At 62.2% G+C, this 26,953-nt stretch carries 23 protein-coding genes; 14 read left to right on the plus strand and 9 right to left on the minus strand.

What is annotated here, in order from left to right; translation table 11 throughout:
- Positions 1–13: 13 nt before the first annotated feature.
- The gene (locus ACSFBM_RS00070) at positions 14–3,184 is read right to left on the minus strand and encodes an autotransporter family protein (protein WP_435482573.1); all 3,171 of its coding nucleotides are present in this window, start codon (positions 3,182–3,184) and stop codon (positions 14–16) included.
- Between the two features lie 164 nt (positions 3,185–3,348).
- Positions 3,349–4,929, minus strand: a complete 1,581-nt coding sequence (locus ACSFBM_RS00075; RefSeq protein ID WP_435483701.1) for an arylsulfatase — start codon at positions 4,927–4,929, stop codon at positions 3,349–3,351.
- A 332-nt stretch (positions 4,930–5,261) separates the two neighbouring features.
- On the opposite strand from ACSFBM_RS00075, the gene ACSFBM_RS00080 reads away from it, so the two are divergent.
- Entirely contained in the window at positions 5,262–6,092 is an 831-nt protein-coding gene (locus ACSFBM_RS00080; protein WP_435482574.1) for a DUF2092 domain-containing protein, read from the plus strand.
- Positions 6,093–6,128: 36 nt separating this feature from the next.
- Positions 6,129–6,557 (plus strand): hypothetical protein, encoded by a 429-nt coding sequence (locus tag ACSFBM_RS00085; RefSeq protein WP_435482575.1) that lies wholly within the window; start codon positions 6,129–6,131, stop codon positions 6,555–6,557.
- Between the two features lie 45 nt (positions 6,558–6,602).
- Here the strand turns inward: ACSFBM_RS00085 and ACSFBM_RS00090 are convergent, their stop codons facing one another.
- Positions 6,603–7,235 (minus strand): hypothetical protein, encoded by a 633-nt coding sequence (locus ACSFBM_RS00090; protein ID WP_435482576.1) that lies wholly within the window; start codon positions 7,233–7,235, stop codon positions 6,603–6,605.
- A gap of 345 nt (positions 7,236–7,580) precedes the next feature.
- Here ACSFBM_RS00090 and ACSFBM_RS00095 point away from each other — a divergent pair, with 345 nt between their 5' ends.
- The 3 genes from ACSFBM_RS00095 (at position 7,581) to ACSFBM_RS00105 (ending at position 10,391) form a co-directional block, all read left to right on the plus strand.
- The gene (locus ACSFBM_RS00095; protein WP_435482577.1) at positions 7,581–8,456 is read left to right on the plus strand and encodes a sensor histidine kinase; all 876 of its coding nucleotides are present in this window, start codon (positions 7,581–7,583) and stop codon (positions 8,454–8,456) included.
- A 159-nt stretch (positions 8,457–8,615) separates the two neighbouring features.
- Positions 8,616–9,563, plus strand: coding sequence for a SphA family protein (locus tag ACSFBM_RS00100; RefSeq protein WP_435482578.1), 948 nt, complete (start codon positions 8,616–8,618; stop codon positions 9,561–9,563).
- 42 nt (positions 9,564–9,605) lie between these two features.
- On the plus strand, positions 9,606–10,391 hold the full coding sequence (locus ACSFBM_RS00105) for a hypothetical protein (RefSeq protein ID WP_435482579.1): 786 nt from the start codon (positions 9,606–9,608) through the stop codon (positions 10,389–10,391).
- A 29-nt stretch (positions 10,392–10,420) separates the two neighbouring features.
- Here the strand turns inward: ACSFBM_RS00105 and ACSFBM_RS00110 are convergent, their stop codons facing one another.
- Both ACSFBM_RS00110 and ACSFBM_RS00115 read right to left on the minus strand, forming a co-directional pair.
- Positions 10,421–10,861 carry a hypothetical protein gene (locus ACSFBM_RS00110; RefSeq protein WP_435482580.1) on the minus strand — a complete coding sequence of 147 codons (441 nt, stop codon included), beginning with the start codon at positions 10,859–10,861 and terminating at the stop codon, positions 10,421–10,423.
- A 308-nt stretch (positions 10,862–11,169) separates the two neighbouring features.
- Positions 11,170–12,687 carry a patatin-like phospholipase family protein gene (locus ACSFBM_RS00115; protein ID WP_435482581.1) on the minus strand — a complete coding sequence of 506 codons (1,518 nt, stop codon included), beginning with the start codon at positions 12,685–12,687 and terminating at the stop codon, positions 11,170–11,172.
- A 285-nt stretch (positions 12,688–12,972) separates the two neighbouring features.
- Between ACSFBM_RS00115 and ACSFBM_RS00120 the strand changes: the two genes are divergently transcribed.
- The 6 genes from ACSFBM_RS00120 to ACSFBM_RS00145 all read left to right on the plus strand — a co-directional run bounded on the left by ACSFBM_RS00120 (position 12,973) and on the right by ACSFBM_RS00145 (position 20,541).
- Positions 12,973–14,094, plus strand: coding sequence for a BamA/TamA family outer membrane protein (locus ACSFBM_RS00120; protein WP_435482582.1), 1,122 nt, complete (start codon positions 12,973–12,975; stop codon positions 14,092–14,094).
- Positions 14,085–16,604, plus strand: coding sequence for an autotransporter (locus ACSFBM_RS00125; RefSeq protein ID WP_435482583.1), 2,520 nt, complete (start codon positions 14,085–14,087; stop codon positions 16,602–16,604). The genes ACSFBM_RS00120 and ACSFBM_RS00125 overlap by 10 nt, the downstream gene beginning before the upstream one ends.
- A gap of 24 nt (positions 16,605–16,628) precedes the next feature.
- Positions 16,629–18,404, plus strand: a complete 1,776-nt coding sequence (locus ACSFBM_RS00130) for a SulP family inorganic anion transporter (protein ID WP_435482584.1) — start codon at positions 16,629–16,631, stop codon at positions 18,402–18,404.
- A 41-nt stretch (positions 18,405–18,445) separates the two neighbouring features.
- Positions 18,446–18,862 carry a hypothetical protein gene (locus tag ACSFBM_RS00135; protein ID WP_435482585.1) on the plus strand — a complete coding sequence of 139 codons (417 nt, stop codon included), beginning with the start codon at positions 18,446–18,448 and terminating at the stop codon, positions 18,860–18,862.
- A gap of 4 nt (positions 18,863–18,866) precedes the next feature.
- Positions 18,867–20,060: a hypothetical protein gene (locus tag ACSFBM_RS00140; RefSeq protein ID WP_435482586.1), complete on the plus strand. Its 1,194-nt coding sequence runs from the start codon at positions 18,867–18,869 to the stop codon at positions 20,058–20,060.
- Between the two features lie 157 nt (positions 20,061–20,217).
- Positions 20,218–20,541 carry a cell envelope biogenesis protein TolA gene (locus tag ACSFBM_RS00145; RefSeq protein WP_435482587.1) on the plus strand — a complete coding sequence of 108 codons (324 nt, stop codon included), beginning with the start codon at positions 20,218–20,220 and terminating at the stop codon, positions 20,539–20,541.
- A 22-nt stretch (positions 20,542–20,563) separates the two neighbouring features.
- Here ACSFBM_RS00145 and ACSFBM_RS00150 read toward each other — a convergent pair whose 3' ends face one another.
- Positions 20,564–21,583: an HAD family hydrolase gene (locus ACSFBM_RS00150; protein WP_435482588.1), complete on the minus strand. Its 1,020-nt coding sequence runs from the start codon at positions 21,581–21,583 to the stop codon at positions 20,564–20,566.
- Between the two features lie 317 nt (positions 21,584–21,900).
- Between ACSFBM_RS00150 and ACSFBM_RS00155 the strand changes: the two genes are divergently transcribed.
- The gene (locus ACSFBM_RS00155) at positions 21,901–22,347 is read left to right on the plus strand and encodes a YidH family protein (RefSeq protein WP_435482589.1); all 447 of its coding nucleotides are present in this window, start codon (positions 21,901–21,903) and stop codon (positions 22,345–22,347) included.
- 12 nt (positions 22,348–22,359) lie between these two features.
- Positions 22,360–23,325 carry a formylglycine-generating enzyme family protein gene (locus tag ACSFBM_RS00160; protein WP_435482590.1) on the plus strand — a complete coding sequence of 322 codons (966 nt, stop codon included), beginning with the start codon at positions 22,360–22,362 and terminating at the stop codon, positions 23,323–23,325.
- 56 nt (positions 23,326–23,381) lie between these two features.
- Here the strand turns inward: ACSFBM_RS00160 and ACSFBM_RS00165 are convergent, their stop codons facing one another.
- The gene (locus ACSFBM_RS00165; RefSeq protein ID WP_435482591.1) at positions 23,382–23,942 is read right to left on the minus strand and encodes a hypothetical protein; all 561 of its coding nucleotides are present in this window, start codon (positions 23,940–23,942) and stop codon (positions 23,382–23,384) included.
- A gap of 28 nt (positions 23,943–23,970) precedes the next feature.
- Complete coding sequence (locus ACSFBM_RS00170) at positions 23,971–24,423, minus strand: glycine zipper 2TM domain-containing protein (protein ID WP_435482592.1); 453 nt, start codon at positions 24,421–24,423, stop codon at positions 23,971–23,973.
- 304 nt (positions 24,424–24,727) lie between these two features.
- On the opposite strand from ACSFBM_RS00170, the gene ACSFBM_RS00175 reads away from it, so the two are divergent.
- Complete coding sequence (locus tag ACSFBM_RS00175) at positions 24,728–26,239, plus strand: arylsulfatase (RefSeq protein ID WP_435482593.1); 1,512 nt, start codon at positions 24,728–24,730, stop codon at positions 26,237–26,239.
- A 132-nt stretch (positions 26,240–26,371) separates the two neighbouring features.
- On the opposite strand, the gene ACSFBM_RS00180 is transcribed toward ACSFBM_RS00175, so the two are convergent.
- Positions 26,372–26,935, minus strand: a complete 564-nt coding sequence (locus ACSFBM_RS00180) for a hypothetical protein (RefSeq protein ID WP_435482594.1) — start codon at positions 26,933–26,935, stop codon at positions 26,372–26,374.
- Positions 26,936–26,953: the final 18 nt, after the last annotated feature.

The raw sequence follows: 26,953 nt of genomic DNA on the forward strand, positions 1-26,953 counted from the left end.
ACATTTCTTGTGGCTACCACGTGTACTTCGCTCCTAAACTCAGCGTCGTGGTTCTGTAGCGTTGGCTGCCCCATTGGTAGCCCAGGATGCCCCAGCCAGTCCACCCCGTGCCCAAGTCCGCGTTCAGTCCCAGCTTGGCTTCGTAACGGTCTTTGGGATAAAGGTTGCCAAGTGAAACTTCGTTGAACGCCGCCGCGTTGCTCAGACTGTCACGCCACCAATTCACTGTGATGTATGGCTGGATTTTTCGTCCGTCATCGCGGATCCACGTACGGTGCGTTCGCAGGCCGAGCCTTGAGATAGAGCCGCTTCCCCTGCCGCCGCTGACGCGTGTCCCATTTGGCTCGCTGATGTCGTTCGCTCCATACTTGACGTACGCCAACTGTGCTTGCGGCTCAACGACCCACTCCGTGAGGCCGAGCTTCATCGCGTAGCCTATTTCGCCCGAGAGCGTCAGCGCATCGGCGTGATATTTCACCTTTGGCAGAGTGTTGCCCTGCACCGTGCTGTTGAACCAGCCGTAGGTACCCCAAACATCGACGTACCACCCCAACCTGTTCTCGTCGTTCTGATACCAGGTGCCATAGGCGCCTGCGCTCCAACCCTCGACCTGCGCCTCGGCACGGGCAAGGTTTCCCACCGCGGATGCGTCCGTGTTGGCCTTGCCGTACCCCATCATCAATCCCAGATGCAGGCGATCGGCCGAGGTCGCTTCCTTGTCATTGATCAGCGACCAACTTGCGATGTCACCGCCGCCCTGGATGAGGGTGGTGTCGGTGTCAACATTGAAGTTTCCATCGCGACTTGCGGCTTTGCCGTCCTTGCGCGAGAGGCGAAGCCACCCAGATCGACGATTGTTGCTGGCTCCATCAAACGCCTGCGTCTCGATCCACTGAGGCTCACCCAGCCGGTCATGCAAACTGTGGAGGAACATGCCGCTGGCCTGGCGTTGGTTGGAAAGATATGCGCCCACCTCAGGGCGATACAACGGCGCCTTAGCGGGGGAGGGCACTACGTCGGGTACGGGCTGCGGAGGTGTTGGAGGCCCAGGTGGCACAGGTGGCGCCGGCGGCGTTGGCTGTTCGGAACGGAGGTACCACGCCTGTCCATTGGAGGCATCGACGCTGCTTCGATAAAGAAGGTATTCATACGGACCAGCGACCACGCGCGTGCTGAGGACGAACGCGCCTGGAGCTGTGGTTCCACCGTTGATCGCATCAACGACCTGAATGCCGTTTGCCAATGTCAATGCCCCGCCGCCCCCGGCATTGACGATGCGCAAGCTGCTCAGGCCAGTCGCTGCGCCGCCGTCGACGACGAGCCGATCCGAGGGAGAACCGTCACCGCCGAGAAATGTGTTCAGGCCAATGACCCCACCCGCGCCTGCATAGTTTACGGCTGTCAAGCTCTTGAAAGCACTCGCCACTGGAGCGGAAAAAAGGACCTGACTTGCGTTGTTAGTTAAAGCGGTGACGTTCGAGCTGCCGGTCATGTTCCAGACGGTGCCGTTGCTCAGAAAGATGCTCGACGTCGCGCCCGGCTCGGTTATCGCAGCGCCGTTGAGTCGGGCGCCGGAGGCCGTGACGATGGCTGTGCTGATCGGACCTGCAACGGGCATTGCCACGCTGCGTGGCAAGATATTTATACCGACACCCGACAGCCCAGCTGATTGGGTACTGAAAGTGGCGACGTCATCGGGTGCGTCTATGCGTTCGCCTGCCACCACGGTGCCTCCGATCACACGCAGCCAATTCGGCGCTCCGGTCACTTCCGTTCCAGTGAGGCTGACTTGCGCGGCGCCGCCGTTCAAGGCGATGGCGTCCGACTGGGCGCTGCGCAATATTCCGCCAGTCAGGCTCGCCCGTGCCGTCAGTCCGGCTCCACTGCTCAAGCCAAGACCAACGGCATCTGCGCCGTTGGCTTGAAGGTTGGCATTGGTCGCGGTGAGCGTGGCATCGAGCACCCTCGCAGCCGAGGCGCCTTGCCCGCTCGTTGTCACCGTGGCATCGTTGACTGTGATGCTTGCCATCGACCCACGCGCGTAAAGCCCGTGTGCGTTGGCGCCGTGTGTTTGCACAGAGCCGCCCGAGAAAGTTGCCTGCACGTTGTCGCTTGGGTTGACGCCCCAAGCCGTCAACCCAGGTCCGCTCGAAGAAACATCAACATTCGTTGCGTTCAAGCGAGAGTTTGCGCCATAGCTCAACGCCCCATAGCCCGTCGTACCGCTCGTTTCGACCCTTGAATCGCTCAATGCAATGGTCGACCCCTCGTTGGCGTAGATGCCGTACGCACCGCTGCCTGCCGCAAGCACGTTAAGGCGGGAGCCCGATATGGTCGATGCAGTCCGCGCGAAAACGGCATGGGCATTGTTCCCCGAAGGGTTGACCGTGGTGCCATCGGCGACAACATCCGAACCGAGGGCAAAGATCCCGTAGGCAATATTGCCGGCTGTCTTCACAGAACCACCCGTTATCGACAGCGTGCCTCGCACCCCGTTGAGACTGTTCGCAATGGTGCCGTACGCTCCGTAGTTGCCGGTTCCGTCGGCATACGCCGCAGCCCTCGTTTCGACAGCGACGTTGTTCAATGTCACTGTGCTGCCGAACGCATAGGCACCCGAAGCGCCGACTCCCTCCGTCAAGATGGAGCCGTTGGTGAGCGACATCCGGGCGTTATGGCTCGCAACCGCACCGTACGAGCCGACCGGCAGCCCGCCCACCGTGCCGTAGCCCCCGGTAGTGCGAATGCTCAAGCCGCCCAACGAGGTGGCCGCAACGCCAGCGTTTTGAATCCAGAGCGCGGCCGATGCGTTTCCGCTTGTGAAAAACGACGTTGGACCGTTGCGCATTTCAACCGTACCACCCGTCGCGTAAATTGAGAACGAGTTGAAGGCCGTTGCGTTCAGATTGATCGGGCCCGGCAAGGCGCCACTGGGATCTAGTACCAGCGTGCCACCGGTGAGCCTTACTGCATAACCGGGAGTTTGCACTGTCGTGCCACCGACCACTGTGGTAGTCCCGGTGCCGACGTTGATCGTGGTGCCAATGCTTCCTGGTCCTACGGTTTGGGCCATCGCGTGATCGAGCAGCATCAAAAACGCCAGTCCAACCGCGGGGCGCGCCTGCTTCCAACGATTTCCTGTCGAGGCCGCTCGTGCGGCATCCATGAACGTGATGTTCAGCATCGGACTGCGATGTCTTGGGGTGTTCCCCGTTGTAGACATTGGCGTGCGCGCTCCGCAAGGTAACCAACGCGAGTGCCAAGAGACCACCTGCATGATGGACTGCATGCTGTTCTCTTTCGCAGGTAGTTTCGAGGCCAAGCCATTGGTGAAGCCTGCGGCGCAACCTAGTTGCTGCCGCCCGCCGCCGCCTCGGACATCTTTGCGAGGGCGTCGTCGATGGTGAACGTGTTCGGCTTCTGCACCGGAGGAAAGTCTTTAAAAGTAGCAGCGAACTTGTCCGCAATGGCAAAGGCGCCAAACAGGATGTACGCGTGGTATAGGAACCAGTCGTAGTAGCTGTTGGACGTGACATCGGCACGCTCGTACGGGTCGGTCCGAAGGTTGAACAGCTTGGGCAGCCGGAGCTTTACGAAAGGTTCGGCCCACACGCCCATCGTGCCGGCCAGGCGTTGCTCCATGAACACCACCTTCCAGTTGTCGTAGCGAATTCCTAGGACATCGCCGTCATCGCTGATATAGACGAAAAGCTTTCGCGGGCTTTCTTTGTCCTTGCCGGTCAAATGACCGACGAGGCTCAGTCCGTCGAGATGGTTCTTGTAGGTTCGTCCGATCGCCTTGACACCCTTCTTCAAGTTCTCTGCTACATGCGGGTCTCCCGCGATCTCCAAAAAGGTCGGGAGCCAGTCGTGATGTTGGACGATGCCGTTGGAGATGCTGCCGGGTTCGATCCGCCCAGGCCAGCGCACCACCAGTGGAATGCGGAAGGCGCCTTCCCAATTGGTGTTCTTCTCACTGCGAAACGGAGTCATCGCACCGTCGGGCCAGCTGTTCATGTGCGGGCCGTTGTCGGTCGAATAGATGACGAGGGTGTCTTCGGCGATGCCCAGTTCGTCGAGATAGTCGAGCATTTCGCCCACGTTCTTGTCGTGATCGATCATCGTGTCGTGATACGGGGACTGCCAACGGCCAGCCTGACCTTTGCTTTCGGGCTTGGTGTGCGTGAACAGGTGCATGTGCGTGAAGTTGAGCCACATGAAGAAAGGCTTCCCGTCCTTCTGCGTGCCGTCGATGAAATTCTTGGCGGCGGCAACGAATTCGTCGTCGCAGGTTTCCATGCGCTTCGTGGTCAGCGGCCCGGTGTCGGTAATCTTTTGCATGCCCACGCGGCCCCACCGCGGTTCGACCGTGTCATCGTCTGCGTCGGACGCCCAGGAATGGATCACGCCGCGCGGCCCGTTGCGCTTTTTAAAATCGGGAAAGTCGTGCTCGGGGAAGTAGTCGTACATCTCCGGTTCTTCCTCGGCGTTCAGGTGGTAGAGGTTGCCGAAAAATTCGTCGAAGCCGTGGTTCGTCGGCAAGTGCTCGTTGCGATCGCCCAGGTGATTCTTGCCAAACTGGCCGGTTGCGTAGCCTCGCTCCTTGAGCAACGCGGCGATAGTGACGATTTTCTCATTCATGCCGATGGGCGCGGCCGGGATGCCCACCTTGGAGAGCCCGGTGCGGTAGACGCTTTGACCGGTAATGAACGATGAGCGCCCGGCGGTGCACGACTGCTCGCCGTATGCGTCCGTGAACATCATTCCTTCCTTGGCGATTCGATCGATGTTCCGCGTGCGGTAGCCCATCACCCCGTGCGAGTAGCAGCTGAGGTTGGCAATGCCGATGTCGTCGCCCCAGATCACGAGGATGTTCGGCGGCTTGCTTTCGGATGATTGAGACGCTTTTTCCTTTGAGGTCGATGCCATTGGGTTTCCCTTTTGGAGGTTGATGAGAGAACTGACGGGCGCCCATCCAGTAAGACCGTGGCTTTGCTGAATGGTGAAGACGTACGCCGGATGCAAATCTTCTGAAACAAGAATGCGCGTCTTCGGGCCCGATGGCATGCGTCCCTTGGTGCAGGGAGTCTTGCCTGTTCGGGCGTCCGACTGGGCGATCCACGCTTGGGTGTGGCCCGTGAAACGCCAGTGGAGTCCACCTGTCCCATCGGGCCGACGGAGCTGCACCATGGTGCGGTTGCGCCTCTGAATGCAATAGCCGAAGCTGCAAGCACGCAATAGCAGTTGAAGGGGAAACATCGATGAGCACGCTTCGTTTGTCTCTGAAGCTGTCGCTGGCGGCCTTGCTGGGCTGCTCGACATGCTGGATTGCCCATGCACAACAGCCGCCGGCGAGCGCGGGGACTCAGGCGGTTGCGCCTGCCACAACGGAAGTCCAGCCGCCGGCGGTTGACCCGGCAGTGTTGCGCGACCTGGACCGCATGGCGTCGTACATGCGCAGCTTGAGCAGTTTTGAGTTGGACCTTTCTTCGCTGACCGATGAATTGCTCGACGGTGATCAAACCGCCCAACTCGGCCGCTCAGCAATGTTGAAGATCCGCCGGCCCAACGGGCTGCAAGCCGACCTCGCCAATGATCGCGGCGATCGCAAATCGGTGTTCTACAACGGGCAGACGACGACCGTCTTTGACCCACAGACAAAGTACTACGCGACGGTGCCTTCTCCCGACACGATCGCTGGCGTCGCCGACCTGTTGAGCGGGCGCTACGGCATCGACCTGCCAGGCGCGGACCTCTTCTACTGGGATTCGAAGGGCTTCGTTCCCGGTCAATTCAAGTCAGCGGAGTTCCTCGGCGAAGCAATTGTGGACGGCAGCCCGACGAACCACTATGCCTTTCGCCAGGATGGACTCGACTGGCAGATATGGATTCAGCGTGGCGCGTCGCCATTGCCCCGAAGGCTTGTCATCACCACGACGGTGCTGGCAGCGAAGCCGCAGCACTCAATCATGATGCGCTGGAACCTCTCTCCGCGCACGACAGCCGGCGAGTTCAATTTCAGACCGCCAGCCGGCGCGCAGCGCATCGTCCTCCAAAAAGCTGACGGCTCAGTGGACCCCGCAGACCATTGAGCACAGCGTGAGAACCAATCCATTCAGGGGAACATCATGAACCAGCGCACGCCGAGGCATGTGCCCTCGCCCTATGACGCCGTCACCGTTGCGGTCCTAGCGCTCGCTGTATGCGGGGCCGGGTTTGTCGACGATGCGAGTGCCCAGCGCGTCGCCACCGACGTCGCGCGGACTAACGTCAACCGCGAAGTCAACGTCAACCGAAACGTGAATCGCAACGTCAATGTCAATGTGAACGCGCCATACGCTCGCCGGTACGACCATCCAGTCGCCACTGCCGCTGCGGTCACGGCGGGGATCGCGGTCACCGCAGCAGTCGTGGGTTCCATCGTGCGCACGCTGCCGCCTTCATGCACCGCAGTGGTCAGTGGGGGGTTCACCTACCAGCAGTGCGGCACGGTCTGGTATCAGCCGCAGTACGCGGGCACGCAGGTGACGTATGTGGTGGTGAATCCACCGCGGTGAGCGCACGGCGGTGAGGCCACCATGCGCCGCTGAGAATTCGCCGGCTCACAAAGCCTTCGCTGCCTTGACGGAGAGCGCTTCGCCTTGGACCAGCGTGGCTTCCACCCGTTCCCCGGCTTTCAGGTTGGCAACCACCTTGGGATCCATGATCTTGAACTCACGGGTTTCCCGCACGCCACGCAAGGTGACCAACTGGGTCTTACGGTCGACCGCTACGACGTCCATGACGGCCTGTACCCTGCGCCGCACCATCACGCCGGCTTTGGCGCCCGGCAGTGACGTTGTCACGTCCACCCAGTCGGTTCGTTCGCGAATGCCGCCCGACACTTTTTTGAGCTCGACCAGCAGCGCGCCGCCACGCTCAAGCGTCACCCGGTCTCCGATGCGGAGTTGGTTGAAGTTCTTTACTCGGTCGCCCGCGACCAGGATCAGATCGGACCCGTCGGAGCGTTTGAGCGTCAATTCGCGATTGCTGGGGTCAATGGCGGCGATGATGGCGGTGCGTATGCGAAGGCCCGCCACTGCGGCTTCGCCTGCTTCCTTGCCGACGACGATTTCCACGGAGTCCGAGGTCGCTAGCGCGGGTTTGTCCTGCGACCATGCCGAAGTTATCGGCAGGGAGGCAAGGGCGGCAAGTGCGGACAAGGTCAAAGCGAAGACAGCAGTACGTTTGGGCATGAAACAACTCCTCGGATGCGAGGGGAAGGCCCCCTCGACGCATCTTGTGGGGCGTCGAACGTGCGTCGCATCGGCTTCTCGTGCAACTTCTCATGCCCTTTGGGGTGCAGGCCGAACGACCCTCGACGCCGCCGCGGGGTTGCCCCAAAAGGCAGCGTGGCCTGCACGGATGCCCATGGCCTTCGCCATGGCTGCTGCTCATGATGACCTTCCGCTTCGAAAAAACAGCGAGCGAACGCGAAGGAACACGCATGACACCCGTCGGAGTTTCTGCTGCCGAGCAGATGTGTAGGCACCGTCCGCTGTGCAGGTGCACGTGAAGCTCGCCAGGTGAAGGTGCCATCCATGTCGTCGTGGTCGTCAATCGCCAAACTCACGTTCGGCGTTGCCTTCGCAATCACACTCCTGCGCGCTCTGTTGCGTGAGCCTTTTCAGTTCCGGATGCCGGCAGGGCTGCACAAGAACCGCGAGGTTTCAGCCGCCATCCAACCCCAAGATGGGATGCTGGAGGCGCATGTGCTGATTACCGCTATCAAGCACGAGATCAACCAGCCACTTGGCGCGATTCTCGCCAACGTCGATGCTTGCGCGCTCCTTTGGAAGAAGGGTCTGTTCCCCGAAGAGGAGATCCGCCACATCCTGGATGACATTCGCACCGACGTGCTGCACGCGACTCATGTTGTAGAAAAGCTCAGACCTCTCGTGACAGGGCGCTGGACCGAGCCCAAGAGCTTGATTGATCTCAACGAGGTCGTCGCCGACACCAAGGGCATGCTCACTCGCTTGGCGGAGCGCCACTGCACCACGCTGCATTTGCATCTGGCTGCGCAGCAGTTGCCGATGCTGGGTGATCGGACGCACCTGCAGCAAGTCATCCTCAACTTGGCGGCCAACGGGATGGAATGCATGGGCGCGCTGCCGTCCACTGGGCGTGTGCTGACGATCTCCACGAGGGTGGCCTCGCCAGGCGCCGTTGCGCTGGCGTTCGCGGACCGCGGGCCGGGTATTCCACCTCGCAGAATTGCTGAAATGATGACGACGTTCTATACGACGAAGCCCGGCGGTGTCGGCATGGGTATCCGCATCGTTAAATCGATCGTCGATGCGCATGGCGGGGAAATCGCGTTTGGCGGCAACGAGGGCGAGGGCGCGATCGTTACGGTGACGTTCGAGCTGGCCACCAGCACGGGCCTGGTGGGGCGACGCCCGCCCCGAGCTTAAGGAGGGGGCCGCCTGTCGAGACACGCGACGGTGCCCGAAAGGGCAGGCTCTCATGTACGTTGGACGGATGTCCACTGGTCCGGCTTCCATCCACCATTGGACTCAAGACGCTTCGCGATGGTCTTTTGTCCAACGCAATGAAAAGCTGAAAGGAAACCTATGAAGCTTCACAACCTCCGTCTTCTCGGGCTGTCCGCACTTGCGTGCATGCCTCTGGCAGCAGTGGCAACGGAAGGGGGTATCGGGCGCCCGATCACGGGCCAGCAGGTGACCTCGAACGCCGGCATCGTGCCTCCGACGCCTGGCCTGGTGCTGACGTTGGCCAGCATCTATTTCACGGGCGATATGGGCGCCTCGCGGCCCGTGTCGCTGGGACGGACCTTCGCGGTGGGTGTGAAGGCCACAGCTTCCTACAACGTCGCGAACCTCACCTATGTGTGGGACACCGGGCCGGGGCGCTGGAACTTCGCCTCGGGCATCGCCTTGCCTTTCCAGTACACGAAAGCGGAGATCGGGTTGGCCGGCAACCGGGTAAGCCGCTCGACCTCCGAGAGCAACACGCAGTTTGCCGACGTGCTCATCAATCCCATCGTGGCCAGTTATCACATCACCGAGACCGATCACCTGGCACTGTCGCTGCCCATCTACGCACCGACGGGCGCCTACAACGCCGACCGGCTGGCCAACGCCGGCCAGAATACCTGGACCGTTTCGCCGACCATCGCCTACACCAAGCTCCTGGGCAAGGGCTCTGAGTTCAGCGCGCTTGCCGCGTTCGATTTCTACACACGCAACAAGGACACCGACTACAAGAACGGTGCCGTGTTCCGGGTGGACGCAATGTGGACCACCAACATTGCGCCGCAATGGCATTTGGGCGTTGTCGGTGGGTGGATCCAGCAGCTTCAAAAAGACAGCGGCCCGACGGCGGACCGGTTGAATGGCTTCAAAGGCTACTCGGTGGGCTTCGGCCCGATCCTGACCTGGAGCGGAAAGATCGGCAATCAGCCCGCCGCGTTCACGGCCCGATGGGTGGCTGACATCGACACCAAGAACCGTCCTAAGGGCAATGGGGTGGCGCTCAACCTCACGCTCCCATTTTTCTGATTTCCGCGTTCACCGAGCAGTCGTCAGAAAATGGGAAAATCCATGGCCCGCTTGAAGCTGGTGCTCTACACAGCTGTGCTGGCTGCCGCGTCGGGCGCCGCGCAGGCACAGTCGAGTGACGAGATGAACGCCGCGAACAACCCACTTGCGCCCAAGGCGGGGCTGAGTTTGCAGGACCAGTACACCGACAGCCTCTACGGACTGGACGCAAAACACGGTAACGCCGCGTTGCTTCGTGGCACGTTGCCGCATCGGCTGTTTGGCATGCCACAGATCTTCCGTGCGACGCTGCCCTTCGTGTCGACGCCGGACCTGTTTCGAAACGGCAGGCGCCACACGGGCCTGGGCGACCTCAACCTCTTCAATATCTTCGTGTTCAAAGCCGGTGGCATCGAGCTGGGGATCGGCCCACAATTGACCGTTCCGACAGCAAGTCGTGACGAGACGGGCACTGGGAAGTGGCAGGCTGGTGTGGCTGCCATTGCCCTCGCGCCGCAGAAGTGGGGCCTGGCAGGAGGCCTGTTTACCTGGCAGACGTCGTTCGCCGGCAGCCGCGACAGGACTTCGGTCAATTCCGCCTCGGTGCAACCCATCGTGATCTACAACTTACCTGAAGGTTGGTACCTCCGTAGCTCCGCGACCTGGAATTTCAACTTGAAGAACGGTGACTACGTCATCCCGATTGGGCTGGGGGCCGGCAAGATCTGGAAAAGCGGAAACACGACCTACAACCTCTTCGTGGAACCGCAATGGACGGCGGCTCACCAAGGCAACGGGCAGCCAAAGTTCCAGGTTTATCTAGGACTCAATCTTCAGTTTCCGCTCTGAGGCAGCAGCTCTCGGAATAGACAATTGGCTCAGGAATGCGGGTGTGAACATGCTTCAAGAGCTGCCCCGATTTCAGTCTTGACCCGCGCGTCGGTTTCCACTGCATGGGCTGCTCGCAACGCGGGAAGCATCGCGATCGCACAACGATCCTTGAGTGCACTGGCGGTGCACATTCGAACCGCCCTGCACTCGTTCGCCAAACCTTCCGCAAGGACCGCTGCGTGCTTGGAAGGCGTACCGTACAACACAGTGGAGAAATTTTTCAAGGCGAGCCGGATGTCTTCTTGGCCGAGGTCGCTGTCGGTAAGCTCCCGGGCGGCTGCTTCGAGCTGCTGAATGTGTACAAAAACCGCAAAGATTTCAGCCGGTCCGCATTGCCCACCGATCCAAACCAGTGATCCTTCCGGCAGCGGGGCATGCGCGGCCAGATCGCGGGAGGCTTGTTCAAAGATTGAAGCGAGTCGGTTCATCGAGGTAGTGAAGATTTTTGCGTCCGCACTGTGAAGGGACAGGGCTTAGAAGTATTCAACGAAGTCACCCCGCCAGCTCGGTTGCAATGGCGAGCTGCTGCTCCGTTCGAGGAACTTTCGCACAGTGCCCCAACATATCGAGCAAGCACTTCACTTCTCGAGCAGTGTGATGATTCGTATGAAGCCTGCAAACATCCTTGCGTCCTTCAAATAGGAGCCTATCAGTGCTCTTGTTCGAAGTCATCCACCGAGCATTGCCCTTACACGCGTTTTATGTACTCAGGTTGGGTTCATCTTGGCGTGGTTGCTCACGGGGATTCGACGGGGCCGCGATCTGGGCGCGTCCCTTCGGCACCAAGTTTTTGCAGCAAGCGCTTGTAACCAGCCGACTCTCGAAGCAGCCGACCAGCGGTTTCTCTCAGCCGGTCGACCGCCTCGTTGCTCAAAAAGAAACTGGTAGGCAATTCCATGAAATAGTCGCGTTCGACGGGGTCGGGGATCGAATCGAAGCTGACGTCGATGGCGTCGAATTCGAGCTGCGGCACGGCGGCTTCGGCTTCTCGCAGGGTCATGCCCGCAACTCTGCCTTCCAGCACCTGCACTTTTCGGCGCTCTGACCAGCGGCGCGCGATGTCCTTCAGGAGTTCCACAGATTCATATGAAAAATGATCGATAGGGACGCTTGATGCCTGCAGCAATTGCGCGACCGGACCTGGTGAATAGGGCACGCGATCCCACTTCGTCTGTGGTGCAGATCGTGCATCGACGATGACCACGACGATCCTGCGAAGCCTGCCGAAGTCGGTTTGGCGTTCGAATGTCGGACTGCTTTCAATCTCTTCCAGCGCCTCGAGGAGGCCCCGAAGTCCCAAGTTGTCGGATACTCCGCCGTCGACGATGTGAAGATAGGGGCGATTGCCGCTGTCTTGAAGGCGCTCGAGGTCGCGGTAGCGAAGCAGTGCGCGGCCTGACGGCCTCTCCGCATTTAGCGGGTTGGCGACGTCCTTCGCCCAGCCTGGCGCGGCCGCACCGCATGTACCGCCATAGTTGAGATAGGTGACGGGCGATAAAACCACGGGCACTGCGGAAGATGTGGCTGCTGCGCGTGCCAGTCGCACTTTTCCCAAATCGGAGCAGATCAGATCGAAGTTCTCTTGCCCGAACGGGAAGCGCGCACCAGTGGAGAGATCTGTGCCGGTTACGGCGATCGCGGGAGTGGGCTTGCTGAGCAGATCGTCGAAGGTCGCCCCGTCAAACAAGATCTCGTCGTAGTAGTCGGCCGCCAATTCGGAACGCCCGTAAGAAGGGCTGGCAAGCTTTACCCAGTTCCAAGGTGAAAGCGCGCGCCACAACAACGTATTCTGAATGTTGCGCTTGAGAAACCGAGACTCGTACTGACCGAAAAGGGTGTCGCCATACTTTGCGTAGGCCAGCGCGGTGAAGCTACCGCCCGACACTCCCGCAATGGCATCGACTTCCGACAGGAGGCTTGTCGGTACGCCGCTCTTCATAACGGGCGTGCGACGCAACTCTTCGAGCACTCCGTATGAAAAAGCCGCCGCACGCGTACCTCCCCCAGAGAAGGTCAGCAGGAACAGTGTCTCGGGGTCGTTCTTCTGGATGTGGGTACGCCTGAGAAGATTTGCGATGCGATAGCCTGATTTCGCGTCCACCTGGAATATTGGCTCGTTGACGGGCGCAAAGGCCGTGCACCCTCCCAGCCCCGCGAGAAGGAATGCGCCGGCGAGCAGGAGTAGCAAACGCTGTCGCGTGATGCAGACGGCGGTTTTGTTTGATGCGTGGAAGGGTGCAGCGACTCGTGACATCGATGGCTCCTATGGCGACGCGACGAGCGCGGGTCGGGTACTTGGAACGTCGACAGCATTGCGCACGCGCGCACAGCGCGCCATTGCACTTTGGGGCACCTGCGTGACTAACTGACAGGACGGGGGCCTGACTGCCCCAAGGGGCAGGTTGCGGCGCACTCATAGTCCATTGATGAAGCCGGTGACGCTGCGGATGATGAGCCATCGTCATTCACGTGGGCACATCTCCAGATGATCGCTGCGCCGTCTATTGCCGCGTCTCGCCGCCTCTGCTTGCTTGTTGCAATGTTGAGCACGCTTGCTGGGTGCGGCACCGGCCATTCTTTCCTCGCGGGCGTTACCGATCCTGAAGACGGAAAGATCGACATTTCGGATTGGCTCGTCGAGCGCAAGGGCGTGCTTCCGGTGCCGATCGTGATCACCGAGCCCGCCGTCGGAAACGGCGGCGGCGTCGCGCTGATGTTCCTGCGGAACTCGATGCGCGAAAGCGCGGAAAAAAGCAAGGAATCCGGGCAGTTGGTGCCGCCCGACATTTGGGTGATCGGCGGCGGCGCGACCGAAAACGGCACCAAGGCCCTTGCACTGGGCGGCATGAAGACCTTTGACGATGGCCGCTGGCGCTATCGCGGGGGCGTTGCACGGGCCGACGTGAACCTGCAGTTCTACGGCATCGGGAGCACCGGCCTGAGCGGTGGCGCCAACAGCCTCGCCTACTCGCTCGACGGCACCATGTCCAGCCAGCAAATCCTGCGACGCATCGGAGACTCCAGCAACTGGGTCGGCGCCAAGTGGGTCTACATGAACCTGAACGGCAAGGCGGACCTGAGCAAGGACCCGCGCTCGGGCTTGCAGCCCGACCAAGTTGCACGCCGGGTGTCGGGCCTCGGCTTCACGCTGGAGCACGACTCGCGAGACAGCATCTTCACGCCCTCGAAAGGCTGGACGGGCGCGTTGGACGCCACTTTCTACGACCCCGGCCTGGGCAGCGACACGAGCTTCCAGGCGTATCGCGGGCACGTCTTCGCGTACTGGCCGGCCAGCAAAAGCTTGGTGGTCGGCGGTCGGCTGGACGGCCGCACCGTGAGCGGCCGGGCGCCGTTCTTCATGCTCCCGTTCATCGATATGCGTGGTATCCCGGCGGGGCGCTATATGGACAAGAACACGGCCGTTGCCGAGGTGGAGCTGCGTTGGGAATTCGCTCACCGGTGGGCGGCCATCGGGTTCGTCGGAGCGGGCAAGGCATGGGGGCGCGATAGCTCGTTCAGCCAGGCCTCCACCGCTGTCAGCAAAGGGGTGGGTGTGCGTTACGAGATCGCCCGAAAGCTGGGACTGTGGATTGGCTTGGACTACGCAAGAGGGCCTGAGGGAGGCGTGACCTATCTGCAGGTGGGAAGTGCGTGGCGCTGACGCTGCGACATCAACAAAGGAGTGCCATGAAAAATCCAGTGAATCGCTTGTGTTCAATCATGTTCTTCGCTGCTGTGATTGCACTGTTACCGTGGTCGACGCCGGCTGCCGCGCAGGTCAATGCCGCGCAGGGCGATGGCACGGAAGCCATCGCGCGCGAAGCAGGCTGGCCGAGGGTGGTGAATGCCACCGGCAACGTGTCGCTGGCAACCTTCGAGCCGCAAGTTGAAAGCTGGGATGGCGCGCACCTGATCGCGCGCTCGGTGGTGCAGGTCCAGATCGAAGGTGCGCAGTCCGCAACGCATTACGGGGTTGTCGCCTTCGAGGCGCGCACCCTGACCGACAAGAGCACCCGCGTTGTGTCGATAGAAGATGTGCGGGTTCGAAGCGCTGATTTCCCCAGCGCGACACCAGCGCAGTCCGACGCCTGGCGAGGCGCGATCGCGAACAGCTTCAGGGGGCGCTTGCGCACCATTGCCCTCGACCGCCTGGAAGCCGAAATGGCCGTGGTGGAGGTGGCGAAAGTGGCCGAGCGCGGGCCGTTGCGCAATGAGGCACCGCGCATACTGTTTTCAAGCATGCCCGCCGTGCTGGTGGCCGTCGACGGCGAACCCAGATACGCGGCGATGCAAGGCACGCCCTACGAACGCCTTGTCAACACACGGCCGCTGGTGTTGCGCGACAGCACGGGAGCGCACTACCTGAAGATCTTCGACGGGTGGATGAGGGCGCTTTCGCTCACCGGACCCTGGCAGGTGCTCGCTTCGCCACCGAAGGCACTTGCGACCGCGTTCCAGAAGGCGGCTGGCGCCGGCGTGATAGATCCGTTGACCGGACGCACCACGCAGGACCGCCCCGCACCGAGGCTCTCGGAACATGTTCCGACCATCGTCGTGTCGGACGTGCCGACCGAACTGATCGTGACCGAAGGCCCATCGCGGTTCGTTCCCGTCAGCGGCACTGGCTTGCAGTACGTGGAGAACACCACGGGGACGATCTTCAAGGACGCCGCGGACAACCGCATCTACGTGCTGATCGCCGGACGCTGGTTTCGTGCGGCGACCGAGAAAGGTCCGTGGGAGTTCGTGCCCGCCAATGCGTTGCCGAGTGACTTCGCCAGGATCCCCGATGACAGCCCGAAGGAAAATGCAAAGGCCTCGGTTGCGGGAACGGTTCAGGCACGCGAGGCTGCCATCGCCGCGCAGTTGCCGCAGACCGCCGCTGTGCGCATCGTCGGCACCAAGCTGACGCCGCCCCGGTTCGATGGCGCGCCGGCCTTCAGGCGCATCGAGGGTACCGAGCTCTGGTACGTGGCCAACTCCCCCACGGCGATCATTCGCACTGCGGACGAACGATTCTTCGCCGTAGAAAACGGTGTTTGGTTCGTCGCCGCCGGGATCCAGGGCCCGTGGGCGGTGGCGCAGTCGGTGCCAGCCGCCATCTATTCGATTCCCACGAGCTCGCCGCTGCACTATGTGACCTACGTGCGCGTGTACGCGGTCACGCCGTCGACGGTGTACGTCGGATATTCACCCGGCTACACAGGCGCGTTCGTCGATCCTGCAACGGGCGTGGTCATCTACGGAACCGGCTATGCCTACAGCCCGTGGGTGGGATCGGTGTGGTACGGGGCGCCGGTCACGTACGGCTACGGTGCGACTGTGGCGTACACCCCATGGACCGGTTGGGCGGTTGCGTTCGGCATGGGGTGGGCATGGGGCGCCGCGACCGTTGCCACAGGATGGGGGTGGGGCCCTTATCCGTATTGGGGGCCGTGGGCCGGCCCGGTCTGGGGTGGTGCCGCCTATGGGCCGCGCGGCGGTGCCGTGGCCTGGGGGCCGGGCGGATGGGCCGGCTATTCGGGCAATGTGTACAGCCAGTGGGGTGCCCGCGCCACCGTGAGCCGCGCAGCGGGCGGCTACAACGCGTGGACGGGCAATGCGTGGGCCGGCCAGGTCGGCTCCTCCTACAACTCACGCACGGGCATCGCATCGGCTGGCCAGCGCGGTGCGGTGCAAAACGTCTATACCGGCAACTACGCCACAGGGGCCCGCGGCGTAGCGACCGGCCCTGCGGGGAACGTGGCAGTCGGCGCGCGGGGCACCGCCGGCAATGCCTATATGGGCAATCAGGTGTCCGGCAACCGTGGCGCAGTCTATGACAGAGCCACAGGGCAGGTGACGCGGTACGGCGCTGTGGCCGGGCCCGACGGCGGCGCGGTCGCGCATGTCGGAAACGACGTCTACGCGGGCAAGGACGGAAGGGTGTACCGCAATACCGGCGACGGTTGGCAGCAACACACGCCGGGCGGGGGCTGGCAATCCGGCCCCGGCGCGGCACCTGCACCAGGCACGGCGAACATCGGCGCGCGAGGCAACGAACTCGACAGCGCACGGGAGGCGCGCAGCGCCGGCCAGCTGCGCACGCAGAACCTGCAGCAGTCTTCCGTCGGCATGCGGCGCGCCTGGCAAGGCGGGGGCGGCTTTCGCGGCGGTGGCCGGCGCCGCTGAAATCGAATCGACCGGAAGCACCTCATGACCACGACCGCCGACGCTCAACGTTCGACAACGCCCGGCGCGCTAGCGCGGGTGTTTCCCATCCTGCGGTGGGCACCGCGCTACAAGACTGACTGGCTGCGTGCCGACGTGATGGCAGGGGTGACGGTCGCGGCGTTCTGTATTCCGGAGAGCATGGCGTACGCGGGGCTCGCCGGCCTCCCGCCGCAGGCCGGGCTCTATGCGAGTCTGCTGGCCGTGTTCGCGTATGCGGTGTTCGGCACCTCGCGGCAGGCGGCCATCGGCCCGACGTCGGCGTTGTCGATCCTGGTGGCAACCGGGCTTGCCGGCCTGTCGCTCCGCGACCCCTCGCGCTATGCGCAGATGGCCGCCTTGCTTGCACTGATGGTCGGCGCCATCGCCATCGTGGCGCGCATCCTGCGGCTGGGTTTTCTGGTGAACTTCATTTCGGAATCCGTGCTCACGGGGTTTTCCGCCGGCGCTGCGATCTACATCGCCACGACCCAATTGGGCAAGCTGTTCGGTATCGAGGGCGCGAAAGGGGAGTTCATCGATCGCGTCGTGTACATCGTGCAGAACCTGGGCACGACCAACTTATGGTCGCTAGGGCTGGGGCTGTCCGTCATTGCCGTGCTGCTCGTCACCGAAAAGATCGCACCGCGTGTGCCCTGGGCGCTGCTGGTGGTGGCAGCGTCGATCCTGCTGATGATGTTCACGGGCCTCGGCGGCCACGGCATCAGAATCACCGGCGAAATTCCGGCGGGTCTGCCGCCGTTTCAACTTCCCTCGTTCGCACTGGAGGACGTGAAGGCTTTGCTGCCGACGGCGTTCGCTGTGTTCCTGCTGTCCTACGTGGAAGGGATGGGCGTGGTGCGCACCTTTGCTGCAAAGCACAAGTATCCCGCCGATGCGAACCAGGAGCTCATGGCACTCGGCGCGGCCAACCTGGTTTGCGGAGCCGGTTCCGCGCTGCCGGTAGGTTGCAGCATGTCGCGCTCCGCCGTCAATGACCAGGCAGGCGCGAAGACGCCGCTGGCCGGTGCAATCTCCGGCCTGTTGCTGGCCGTCATTGTCATCTTCTTTACAGGCGCATTCACCAGCCTGCCCGAGCCCGTGCTGGCTGCGGTGGTCATCATCGCGGTGAAGGGCCTGATCGACATCGCAGCACTTCGCCGGCTGTGGCGCATCAGTCGAACAGAGTTCTGGATTGCGCTGGCGGCCTTGGCGGGGGTGCTGGTGTTCGGCATGCTCGAGGGCGTGATGATCGGCACAGTGCTGTCGCTGCTGCTGCTGGTCTGGCGCGCGAGCAACCCCAGCACGGTGGAGCTCGGCCGTATTCCCGGCACGTCGTATTTCAGCGATCTGGCGCGCCATCCAGACAACCGCGTGGAACCGGGTGTGCTGGTGTTCCGTGCGAATGCAGGCCTCTTCTACGCGAACGTTGGCAAGGTGAAGGCCGATCTGATGGAGGCCATTGCCAACCAGCACGAGACGGTGGACCTCGTGATATTCGACCTCTCGTCTTCGCCGTACGTCGACATCGCCGCGACCACGATGTTCGAGGAATGCCACGACGAATTGAAAGAGCGAGGGATCACCTTACGCGTCTCGAATCTGGGCGGCTATGTGCGTGGCGTGATGCGCCGCGCCGGTCTTGAAAGCCGATTCGGCAGCCTGGGCCCTGGACTCGATGTCGAATCCCTCGTGGAGTCACATGCTTTTTTTGCGCCGGATGCGTCGAGCGGTACCAAGCCACGTGATGCCTCCGCGACGACCCTCGCCCCCCTGCGCTGAGTTGCTGCTCGCCCCCTTGCCGTCACCAGAGAAAGACCGCCATGGAATTCCAGGAAATCATGCATCGCTTCTGGACCGACATGATGTCCCGGCCCAGCGGACCCTATGCGTTTCGCTTCGTGCTGCAGCCGGTGATGGCTGTTCTCATTGCCGTGCTGAACGGCATCCAGGATGCGAAGACCGGCCGTTCGCCGTATTTCTGGACCATCGTGCACGACCCGGCGCAGCGGTCGGGCCGCCTTCGCGAAGGCGTGAAGGCCACCACGCGGATCCTGCTGCTCGGCGTTGCGATGGAGGCGATGTACCAGATCAAGACCTTCGGTTTCTTCTACGTGGGGGAAGCGATCGCCATCATCTTTTTCCTGGCGTTCCTGCCTTACCTGCTGGTGCGCGGGCCTGCCGCGCGAGTTGCGCGCTGGTGGCTGGACAGGTCGCACAAGCCCAGGCAGCCCGGGTGAGGCCGTGGCGCTCCAGGGCCTGTTTGCGGCGTCGCAGCAGCAGCACGACAGCCTGTTCGCCGGCGGTCCGCCGACGAAGTTCTTCCGGTGCATCGGCGTGGGTCGCTGGCCACTGCGGCATCGCGCCGCCATGGTGGCAGCTGTCGGCTGGCTGCCTTTGGTTCTGCTTGCCGTGTTGTCGCTTCTCGATGGTGAACACCAGGTGTGGCACGCGTTCTGGCGCGATGCGTCGGTGCATGCGCGCTCGCTGATCGTTGCGCCGTTGCTGGTATTGGCCGAGGGCATCTGCATCCCGCGCCTGGGCGCAATCGGCTTCGTGTTCAGGCAGCGGCAGCTCGTGCCTGCGTCACAGGAGGTGGCTTACAACGCATTGCTTCGAAAGATCGGGCGGCTGCGGGACCTGCGGTGGCTGGAGATCGTGGCCGTCGGTCTGGCGTTCTCGGCGGCTTTGCTCGTTGCGCAAAACGTGCCGCCGAGCTTCCTGCCCGACTGGCATCGCGGCAACCCGGCGATGCCATTGGGGCGCTCGCTCGCGAGCTGGTGGCACACGCTGGTCAGCCTGCCGTTGTTGCTGATCCTCCTGCTTGGATGGATCTGGCGCTGGACTCTCTGGATTCGCTTTCTCTGGGGTGTTTCCCGGCTGGAACTGCGCCTTGTCGCCGCGCATCCCGACGGTGCCGCCGGACTGCTGTTCGTGAGCTTTTCGCTGCGCGCGTTCTCCATTCTCGGCCTGGCGATCGGCGTGCTGGTCGCGGCGACCACTCTGGCGCACGTGTGGGCCGGCACGCCGGGCAGCGTGGAACTGCTGGCCACGTCGATGCTCGGCACGCTGGCCTTCGTGCTCGCGGGCTTTGCTGCGCCGGTGCTGATCTTCAGCGGCAAGCTGATCGATCTCTGGCACCGCAGCAATCTCCTGTACGGCGCGCTGGCGCAGTCCGCGGGCATGGCCTTCGAGGACAACTGGATGAGCCAGCCGCTCAAGCTGGAGGCGCAGAAACTGCTGGGCTCGAACGAAGCTTCCGCCTTGGCCGACCTGCACCAGGTCGTGCAGGGCGCGGGTGCGCTGCGGCTGCTGCCAGTGGACCTGCGAAGCCTGATCATCCTGGCTGCGGCGACTGCATTGCCGTTTGCCGTGATCGCCCTCGCGCTCGTGCCCATGGACCGGCTGCTGTCGCACGTCCTCAAGTTCTTCCTTTGACCGCCGCGCTGCCGAGCGGTGAAGCCGTTGCCCCGCCTACCCCAAAGTGCACAGCCTGCCGCCCCTTAAGCGGATTCACCTGCTTTCCGAATGCCGGAACCATGGTCTTGCCCCGATCCGGGGCGCCGGGTCTTCTCAACTTTGTCGAGGTTTCGAAATGAACAAACTCTTGGTTTCGGTACTTGCCACCTTCGTTGCGTCGCTGGCGCAAGCGCAGAACCCCAGCGGTACCACCCCTGAACAGGGCAATGCCACCAACAGTGCGAGCCAGAAGCGAGCGCAGGCCCGCAGCGATGCAAGGCAGCACGGCGCGGTGGCCCCGCCGGCGGGTGACGTGGCCGCCACGCCCGAGGGCGGCTCGTTCGGGACGGACAAGGCCGGCGTGGCCGGCGAAGAGCGCGCCGAGACCAGGGATCAGCGCCGGCGCAACAAGGACGGCAGCCTGAAGCGGCGCAGCACCCAGGGCGACACGCCCAAGTAGGTTGTCCAGATCGAGGGCGGGATCACGGCCGGTCGCCAGGGAAGACCTGGCGCCAGTCCTGCTTCATGTCGACGATGGTCCAGCCGCGCGCCTTGCCTTCGTCCCAGGCCTTGTCGAGCGTGCCGATGCGCGACTTCCGGTCGTAGGCGAACTCGCGGTCACCATCGGTGTGATGCACGATGCCGATGAACCGGAGCCCGCTGCCCGCCGCGGTCCACTGCAGCATTTGCAGGTCGCCGTCGGAGTTGCCGAAGGCGAGGATGGGGCGCCGCCCGATGAAGCGCTGGATGCCCACCGGCTTGCCCGCCTTGTCGTCGACCAGGTCGATCTGGGGCAGGCGAATCAGCACCGGCTGGCCGTCCTTGCCGGTGCCCAGCTTGAGCTGCCCGGTCGAGCCGATGACTTGCTCTGGCGGGATGCCGTAGACCCGCTGCGCAAAGACGCGCATGAACTCGATGCCGCCACCGGAAACGATGAAGGTCTTGAACCCGTTGCCATTCAAGTGGTCGAGCAGCTCGCGCATCGGCTGGTAGACCAGTTCGTCATAGCGCCGCTGGAACCGCGGATGGCGCGACGTGACAAGCCAATGTGCGACTGCTGCGGAGAACTCGTCGGTGGACATGCCCGCGTGCGTGACTGCCAGCACCTCGGCCAGCCCTTTCTCGCCAGCGGCCGCCATGCCTTTCATGTCGCCCTTCAGGATGGCATCGAACACGGGCTTGCCTTTCCATTCGGGATGCGCGGGCGCCAGTTCGCGAACACGGTCGATCGCGAACGCAAATTGGAAGTAGATGGGCTGCTCCGCCCACAAGGTGCCGTCGTTGTCGAACACTGCGATGCGCTGATCCTTCTCGACGAAGCCGGGCGCTCCCGGTGTCGTCACGTCGGTCACGAATTTCAGGATGGCACTCTTGGTCGGCCCCTCGTTCCAGGAAGCCAAAGGCTGGGCATTCAAGCTGGTAGCTGCCAGCAAGAGCACCGCAGGCAGTATCAGCGCCAACAAGCGCCCGATGAGCGACCGGCCTGTCGATAGGGGGTCCATGTACGGTCTCCTTGCTAAGTCAAATTGATGAAGGGGAATTCGTTGACGAACGACAGCTGCGCTCTGACAACCGCCATGGAGCGCCCAAGTCCAAGGATTAAGACGACGAGGTTTGCCGTCAATCGTCCAAAGGTGATTGCCAAGCATGCACTTGGGTGCGAAGTGGCGCTTTTGCCCCATGGTGCATTTCGGCGTGCACGTTCGACGGCTGTGCATGGAGGCGGCTTCAAATCAACATTTCGTGCGGCGGGCTCGTTCGACCACGCGCCGGTTTCGCACCCGACCTTTTCAAAATCCATCGTGATGGGAAGTGCCAAATGACAAAGGACAAGAATTGGGAAGCGCCCCGCGAGAGGTTTGACGTAAAACCTTCGGTGGAGACTCATTTTTCGTGGCTGCGGACTCGAATGAGCGTGGAACGAACGCTCATGTCTTGGGTGCGTACGTCCACCGCGCTGATCGGCTTCGGTTTCACCATCGTCCAATTCTTCGCAGGACTGCAGAAAGGCGAGGGACCTTCGCAGCTTCGCTTTCCTGAGGCATCGGGTTACTTCGGCCTGGGCCTGATCGTTGCCGGGGTTGTCGCGCTGGCAATTTCCGCAAGGCAATATCGATCCATGCTGCACTATCTTTGGAGTGAAGATTTCACGCCAGTGGCTGGGTTGGTGGACAACCAGATAAAGACGCCGCTGCTTGGCGTCGCGATTGTGCTGGCGGTGATTGGTGCATTTGCTGCGGTCTCCGTGATCATCAACCTGTTCTGAACGAGGCACTTTATGCATGCGCACGCGCGATTCGAGCAAACGGCCAGTGGCCACGGGGCGCAGCACGAAAACATGGTGCTGCTCCCTGGGGGGAGTTTTCTGATGGGTTCGAACGACCACTATCCGGAGGAATCGCCGGCGCACAAGGCCCGCGTCGGCAGCTTCTGGATCGACACATACGCAGTGACAAACGCGCAATTCAAGCGTTTCGTCGAAGCGACGGGACACGTCACCTCAGCCGAGCGGCCGGCTGACCCCAGAGACTATCCCGGAGCCGCGCCCGAGTTGCTGGCGCCCTCATCGGTGGTGTTCAGAAAGCCGCCAGGGCCCGTAAGTCTTGCCAATCCGTACCAATGGTGGGCTTATGTGGCGGGCGCGAACTGGCGTCGCCCGCGTGGTCCGGGTAGCTCGTTGCAAGGGCTCTGGAACCACCCGGTGGTGCACGTCGGATTCGACGACGCGCAGGCCTACGCGTCATGGGTCGGAAAAACCTTGCCGACCGAGGCGGAGTGGGAGTTCGCTGCGCGTGGCGGACTCGAGGGGGCAGCCTATTGTTGGGGAGACGAGTTCAACCCTGAAGGGCGAGCCATGGCCAACACCTGGCAGGGGGATTTTCCGTGGCAAAACCTGCAGGAAGACGGCTACGAGTGGACAGCACCGGTCGGCACGTTCGCGCCAAACGGCTATGGCTTGTACGACATGGCGGGCAATGTATGGGAATGGACGACCGATTGGTACCAATCACATGGAAAGATCATCAAGGCGTGCTGCACCCTGGACAATCCACGTGGGGGCTCAGAGGCCGACAGCTGTAACCCAGACAGCTCTTCCACCCGCATACCGCGACGCGTGATGAAGGGCGGCTCTCACCTGTGCGCTCCCAATTATTGCCACCGGTATCGGCCGGCTGCGCGAATGGCCCAGCCGATCGATACGGCGACGAGTCATCTCGGTTTTCGCTGCGTTGTTCACGTCTAGCCGAACGGGGCGCGCATGGTTGCGGGCCTACTGCCGCAGGCGAACAGCCCACAACCTCAGGACTTGCCGGGCGCCGAAAGCCTAAAGCCAAAGGTAAGCAGCGTAAGCCCGACGGCCAATGCAGTGGCACCAACGAGCGCCCTTCGCGTCTCATCGCTCGACAGTCCAACGGCCAGTCCAACTCCGAACGCCAGCGTAGAAATGCTGATGGTGACCAGCGGCCAGGCGGTGCCCGAGCGATAGTCCCTACCCAGACGCTTCGCCGCCATTGCATAGCCCAGGCCGACTAGTCCCATCGAGATGCATAGCGCGATGGTTGCCGTGAAGAGAAATACAGCGGAGAGGATCCGATCTTCTATGTTCGGATGCGCAAGCACCAGCGTGCCAACGCTCAGCCGCGCCAGAGCGTCGACGATGGCGGGCGCGGCAAGCCAGCGCGTGCTGGGGTTCCCCCGCATGAGCACCGCGACGCCAAGGGCTACCAGGCCGTCTACGGTCAGGAAGCACCCCGTGGTGTGCAACGCTTGCCGCGCGCCCGCCGCGGGGGCCGCCCACAGGTAAATTGCAAACAGCAAGTCATAGGCGCCCCTTGCGATCAGCGCCGTCTTCAAATTCATGGGGCGTCTCCGGCCAGCGACACTGGCGTTATTGCGCGATGACCCGCGCGGCCTCGCCGTTGCCCTCGATGTACACCGCCTGTCCGACGCGCAGCCCTGGCACCACGGGCTGGGTGATCGAGACCAGCACCCCGCTTGCTGTACGCACGATTACCTGTTGCGCCGCGACAGGCGTGTCGTACCTCTTCTGGATTTCGTTCCCGGCGATGGCGCCACCGACAACGCCGATGACCTGCGCGACATCGCGTCCGGATCCGTTGCCGATCAGGCTGCCGATGCCCAGGCCACCCAGGCCGCCGACGATGGCGCCGACGCCGGCATGGTGAGAACTTTGCAACTGGGTGGGCGTGATCTGCTCGATAGTGCCCTGGCGGATCGCCCTCGATCCCGTTGCAGGCGCGGGATCCGGCGAGGCGCATGCACTCAGCACAACAGCCACGACGAGCGCGGCAAGACGGGTGGAAAGATTTGACAGCAGCATGATGTTCCTTGGAAAAATCGCCGGACAGAAACAGCCAGCGCCGAACGATCATGGTGGTGCCCCGTAGGCCGGGCAATCGCTCACGTGTGCACGACAGGCTGCACTTTCGGGCAGCAGATGCGTGCGGCAAATGGTTACTTCTATACGCCAGCACTGTGCAACCCGACGCACGCTCACGCATCGCGCCCACTGCCCCCACGGTGCAGCACGCGTTGCCCGAAGAGGCAGTTCCGCACCCGTGCGAGCGCGGGGAAGATGGCGACGGGTCGACGACCCTTCACTTCAACGTACACAGGAGCACCTGATGGCTACACCAGCAAAACCGAACATTCTTTTCATCATGGCGGACGACATCGGATGGTTCAACGTCAGTGCCTACAACCACGGAGTCATGGGCTACCGCACGCCAAACATCGACCGAATTGCCCGCCAAGGAGCGATGTTCACCGACTTCTACGGGCAGCAAAGTTGCACCGCAGGCCGCGCCGCGTTCATCACGGGTCAAACACCGATTCGTACCGGCCTGACCAAAGTTGGAATGCCGGGGGCAGCCAGCGGTTTGAGCTTCGAGGATCCTTCGATCGCACAATTCCTGAAGTCGTACGGCTACGCCACTGGCCAGTTCGGAAAGAACCACCTGGGCGACCGAAACGAGCATCTGCCCACCGTGCACGGTTTCGACGAGTTCTTCGGCAATCTGTACCACCTTAATGCGGAGGAAGAGCCCGAGTACGACAACTACCCGAAAGATGCTGAGTTCCGCAAGCGCTTCGGGCCGCGCGGTGTCATGAAGTGCAAAGCCACTGACAAGGAGGACGCGACGGTCGACGCGCAGTTCGGCAAGGTCGGCAAGCAGGTCATCGAGAACACGGGCGCCCTTACACGCAAGCGCATGGAGACCGTCGACGAGGAGTTCATCGGCGCGGCCATCGACTTTATGGATCGCAAGACCAAAGAGGGCGCTCCGTGGTTCTGCTACTTCAACCCGACGCGCATGCATGTCTTCACGCACCTGAAGGAGTCGTCGCGCGGCAAGAGCGGCTTCGGCCTGTACCCGGACGGTATGGTCGAGCTGGACGGCTATGTCGGCCAGCTCCTGCAGAAGCTCGACGATCTCGGCGTGGCGGATAACACCGTCGTGGTCTTTACCACGGACAACGGTGCGGAGGTATTGTCTTGGCCCGATGGCGGCGCAACGCCGTTTCGCGGCGAGAAGGACACCAACTGGGAAGGCGGGTGGCGCATTCCGTGCGTGATGCGCTGGCCCGGCGTTATCGAGCCGGGTCGTGTGATCAACGACATCTGCTCCTTGCAGGACTTCATCCCCACGTTCGCCGCGGCGAATGGCGAGGCCGACCTCGTGGAAAAAGTGAAGAAGGGCTACACGATCGGTGAGAAGACCTACAAGGTCCACCTCGACGGCTACAACCTGCTGCCATTCCTCGCAGGCAAGGAAGACAAATGTCCTCGTCAGGGGTTCCTGTACTGGAGCGATGATGGGGAGATGATGGCGATGCGTATGGGAAAGTACAAGATCGTGTTTGCCGAACAACGCAGCAAGGGACTCGATGTGTGGCGCGAACCGCTGTCGCAAATGCGAATTCCGAAGTTCTTCGATCTGCGCTCCGATCCGTTTGAGAGGGCCGAAGAAAGCATCAAGTACAACGACTGGTTCGTGGAAAACGTGTTCCTGCAGTATGCGGCGCCGCCCCTTCTGGCGCAGTGGCTGCAAAGCTTCAAGGAATTCCCGCCCCGCGCTAAGGCAGCGAGCTTCAGCATCGATCAGGTCGTCGAAAAACTGATGCCGAAAAACTGAGCGACAAGGCCCCCGGCTACACAGCGGACGTTGCCGGGCAGACGCTCACGCGCCATGACGTTGCCGATCGGGAACGTCTGGCAGCCGCGATCAAGATGCGCAAACGCGCAACTTTGAGATGCTACAAACTTCTCAATTCTTGACAATGGAAGTCATGCCGATACCCGCTGCGAGGAGCGTAAAGCCGAAGAAAAGTGCATTGGATCCGATCAATGTGCGCTCGCCGTCGATACCAAACAATTCCAACGCTAGGCCTATCCCAACCGCGAGTGTGTAGAAGCAAATCAGAATTGCCGGCCACGCCGTGCCTACCCGATAGCCGGTGAAAGAGGCTTGCCGCGCGAACAGTACGTAGGCCAGGCCGCCGAAACCCACTGCGATGTGGAGAACCGTCATTGCGCTGAAGAACAACGCTGCGGAAAGGAGCCAGTCGGTCACTTCAGGATAAGTGAAGATAAGTCCGGCCACCGACAAGCGCAGCACGGCATCAATCATCGCCAGCGGGAACAGCCAGCGGGTGCGAAGGTCTGCATAGATTGCGGCAGCCAGGCCTAGTGCGAGGAATCCATCGATCACCAGATACCAGGCAGTCGCATAGATCGAGTGGTGCGTGCCTGACAGCGATGCTGCTGAAAAGTAGACCGCAAACACCAGGTCAAATGTCCCGCGGACTATCAAGCTGGCTTTCGGTTTCATCAGCACTCTCCCGGACAT

The sequence above is a fragment of the Variovorax pasteuri genome (assembly GCF_051216435.1).
Classification (GTDB): Bacteria; Pseudomonadota; Gammaproteobacteria; order Burkholderiales; family Burkholderiaceae_C; genus Variovorax.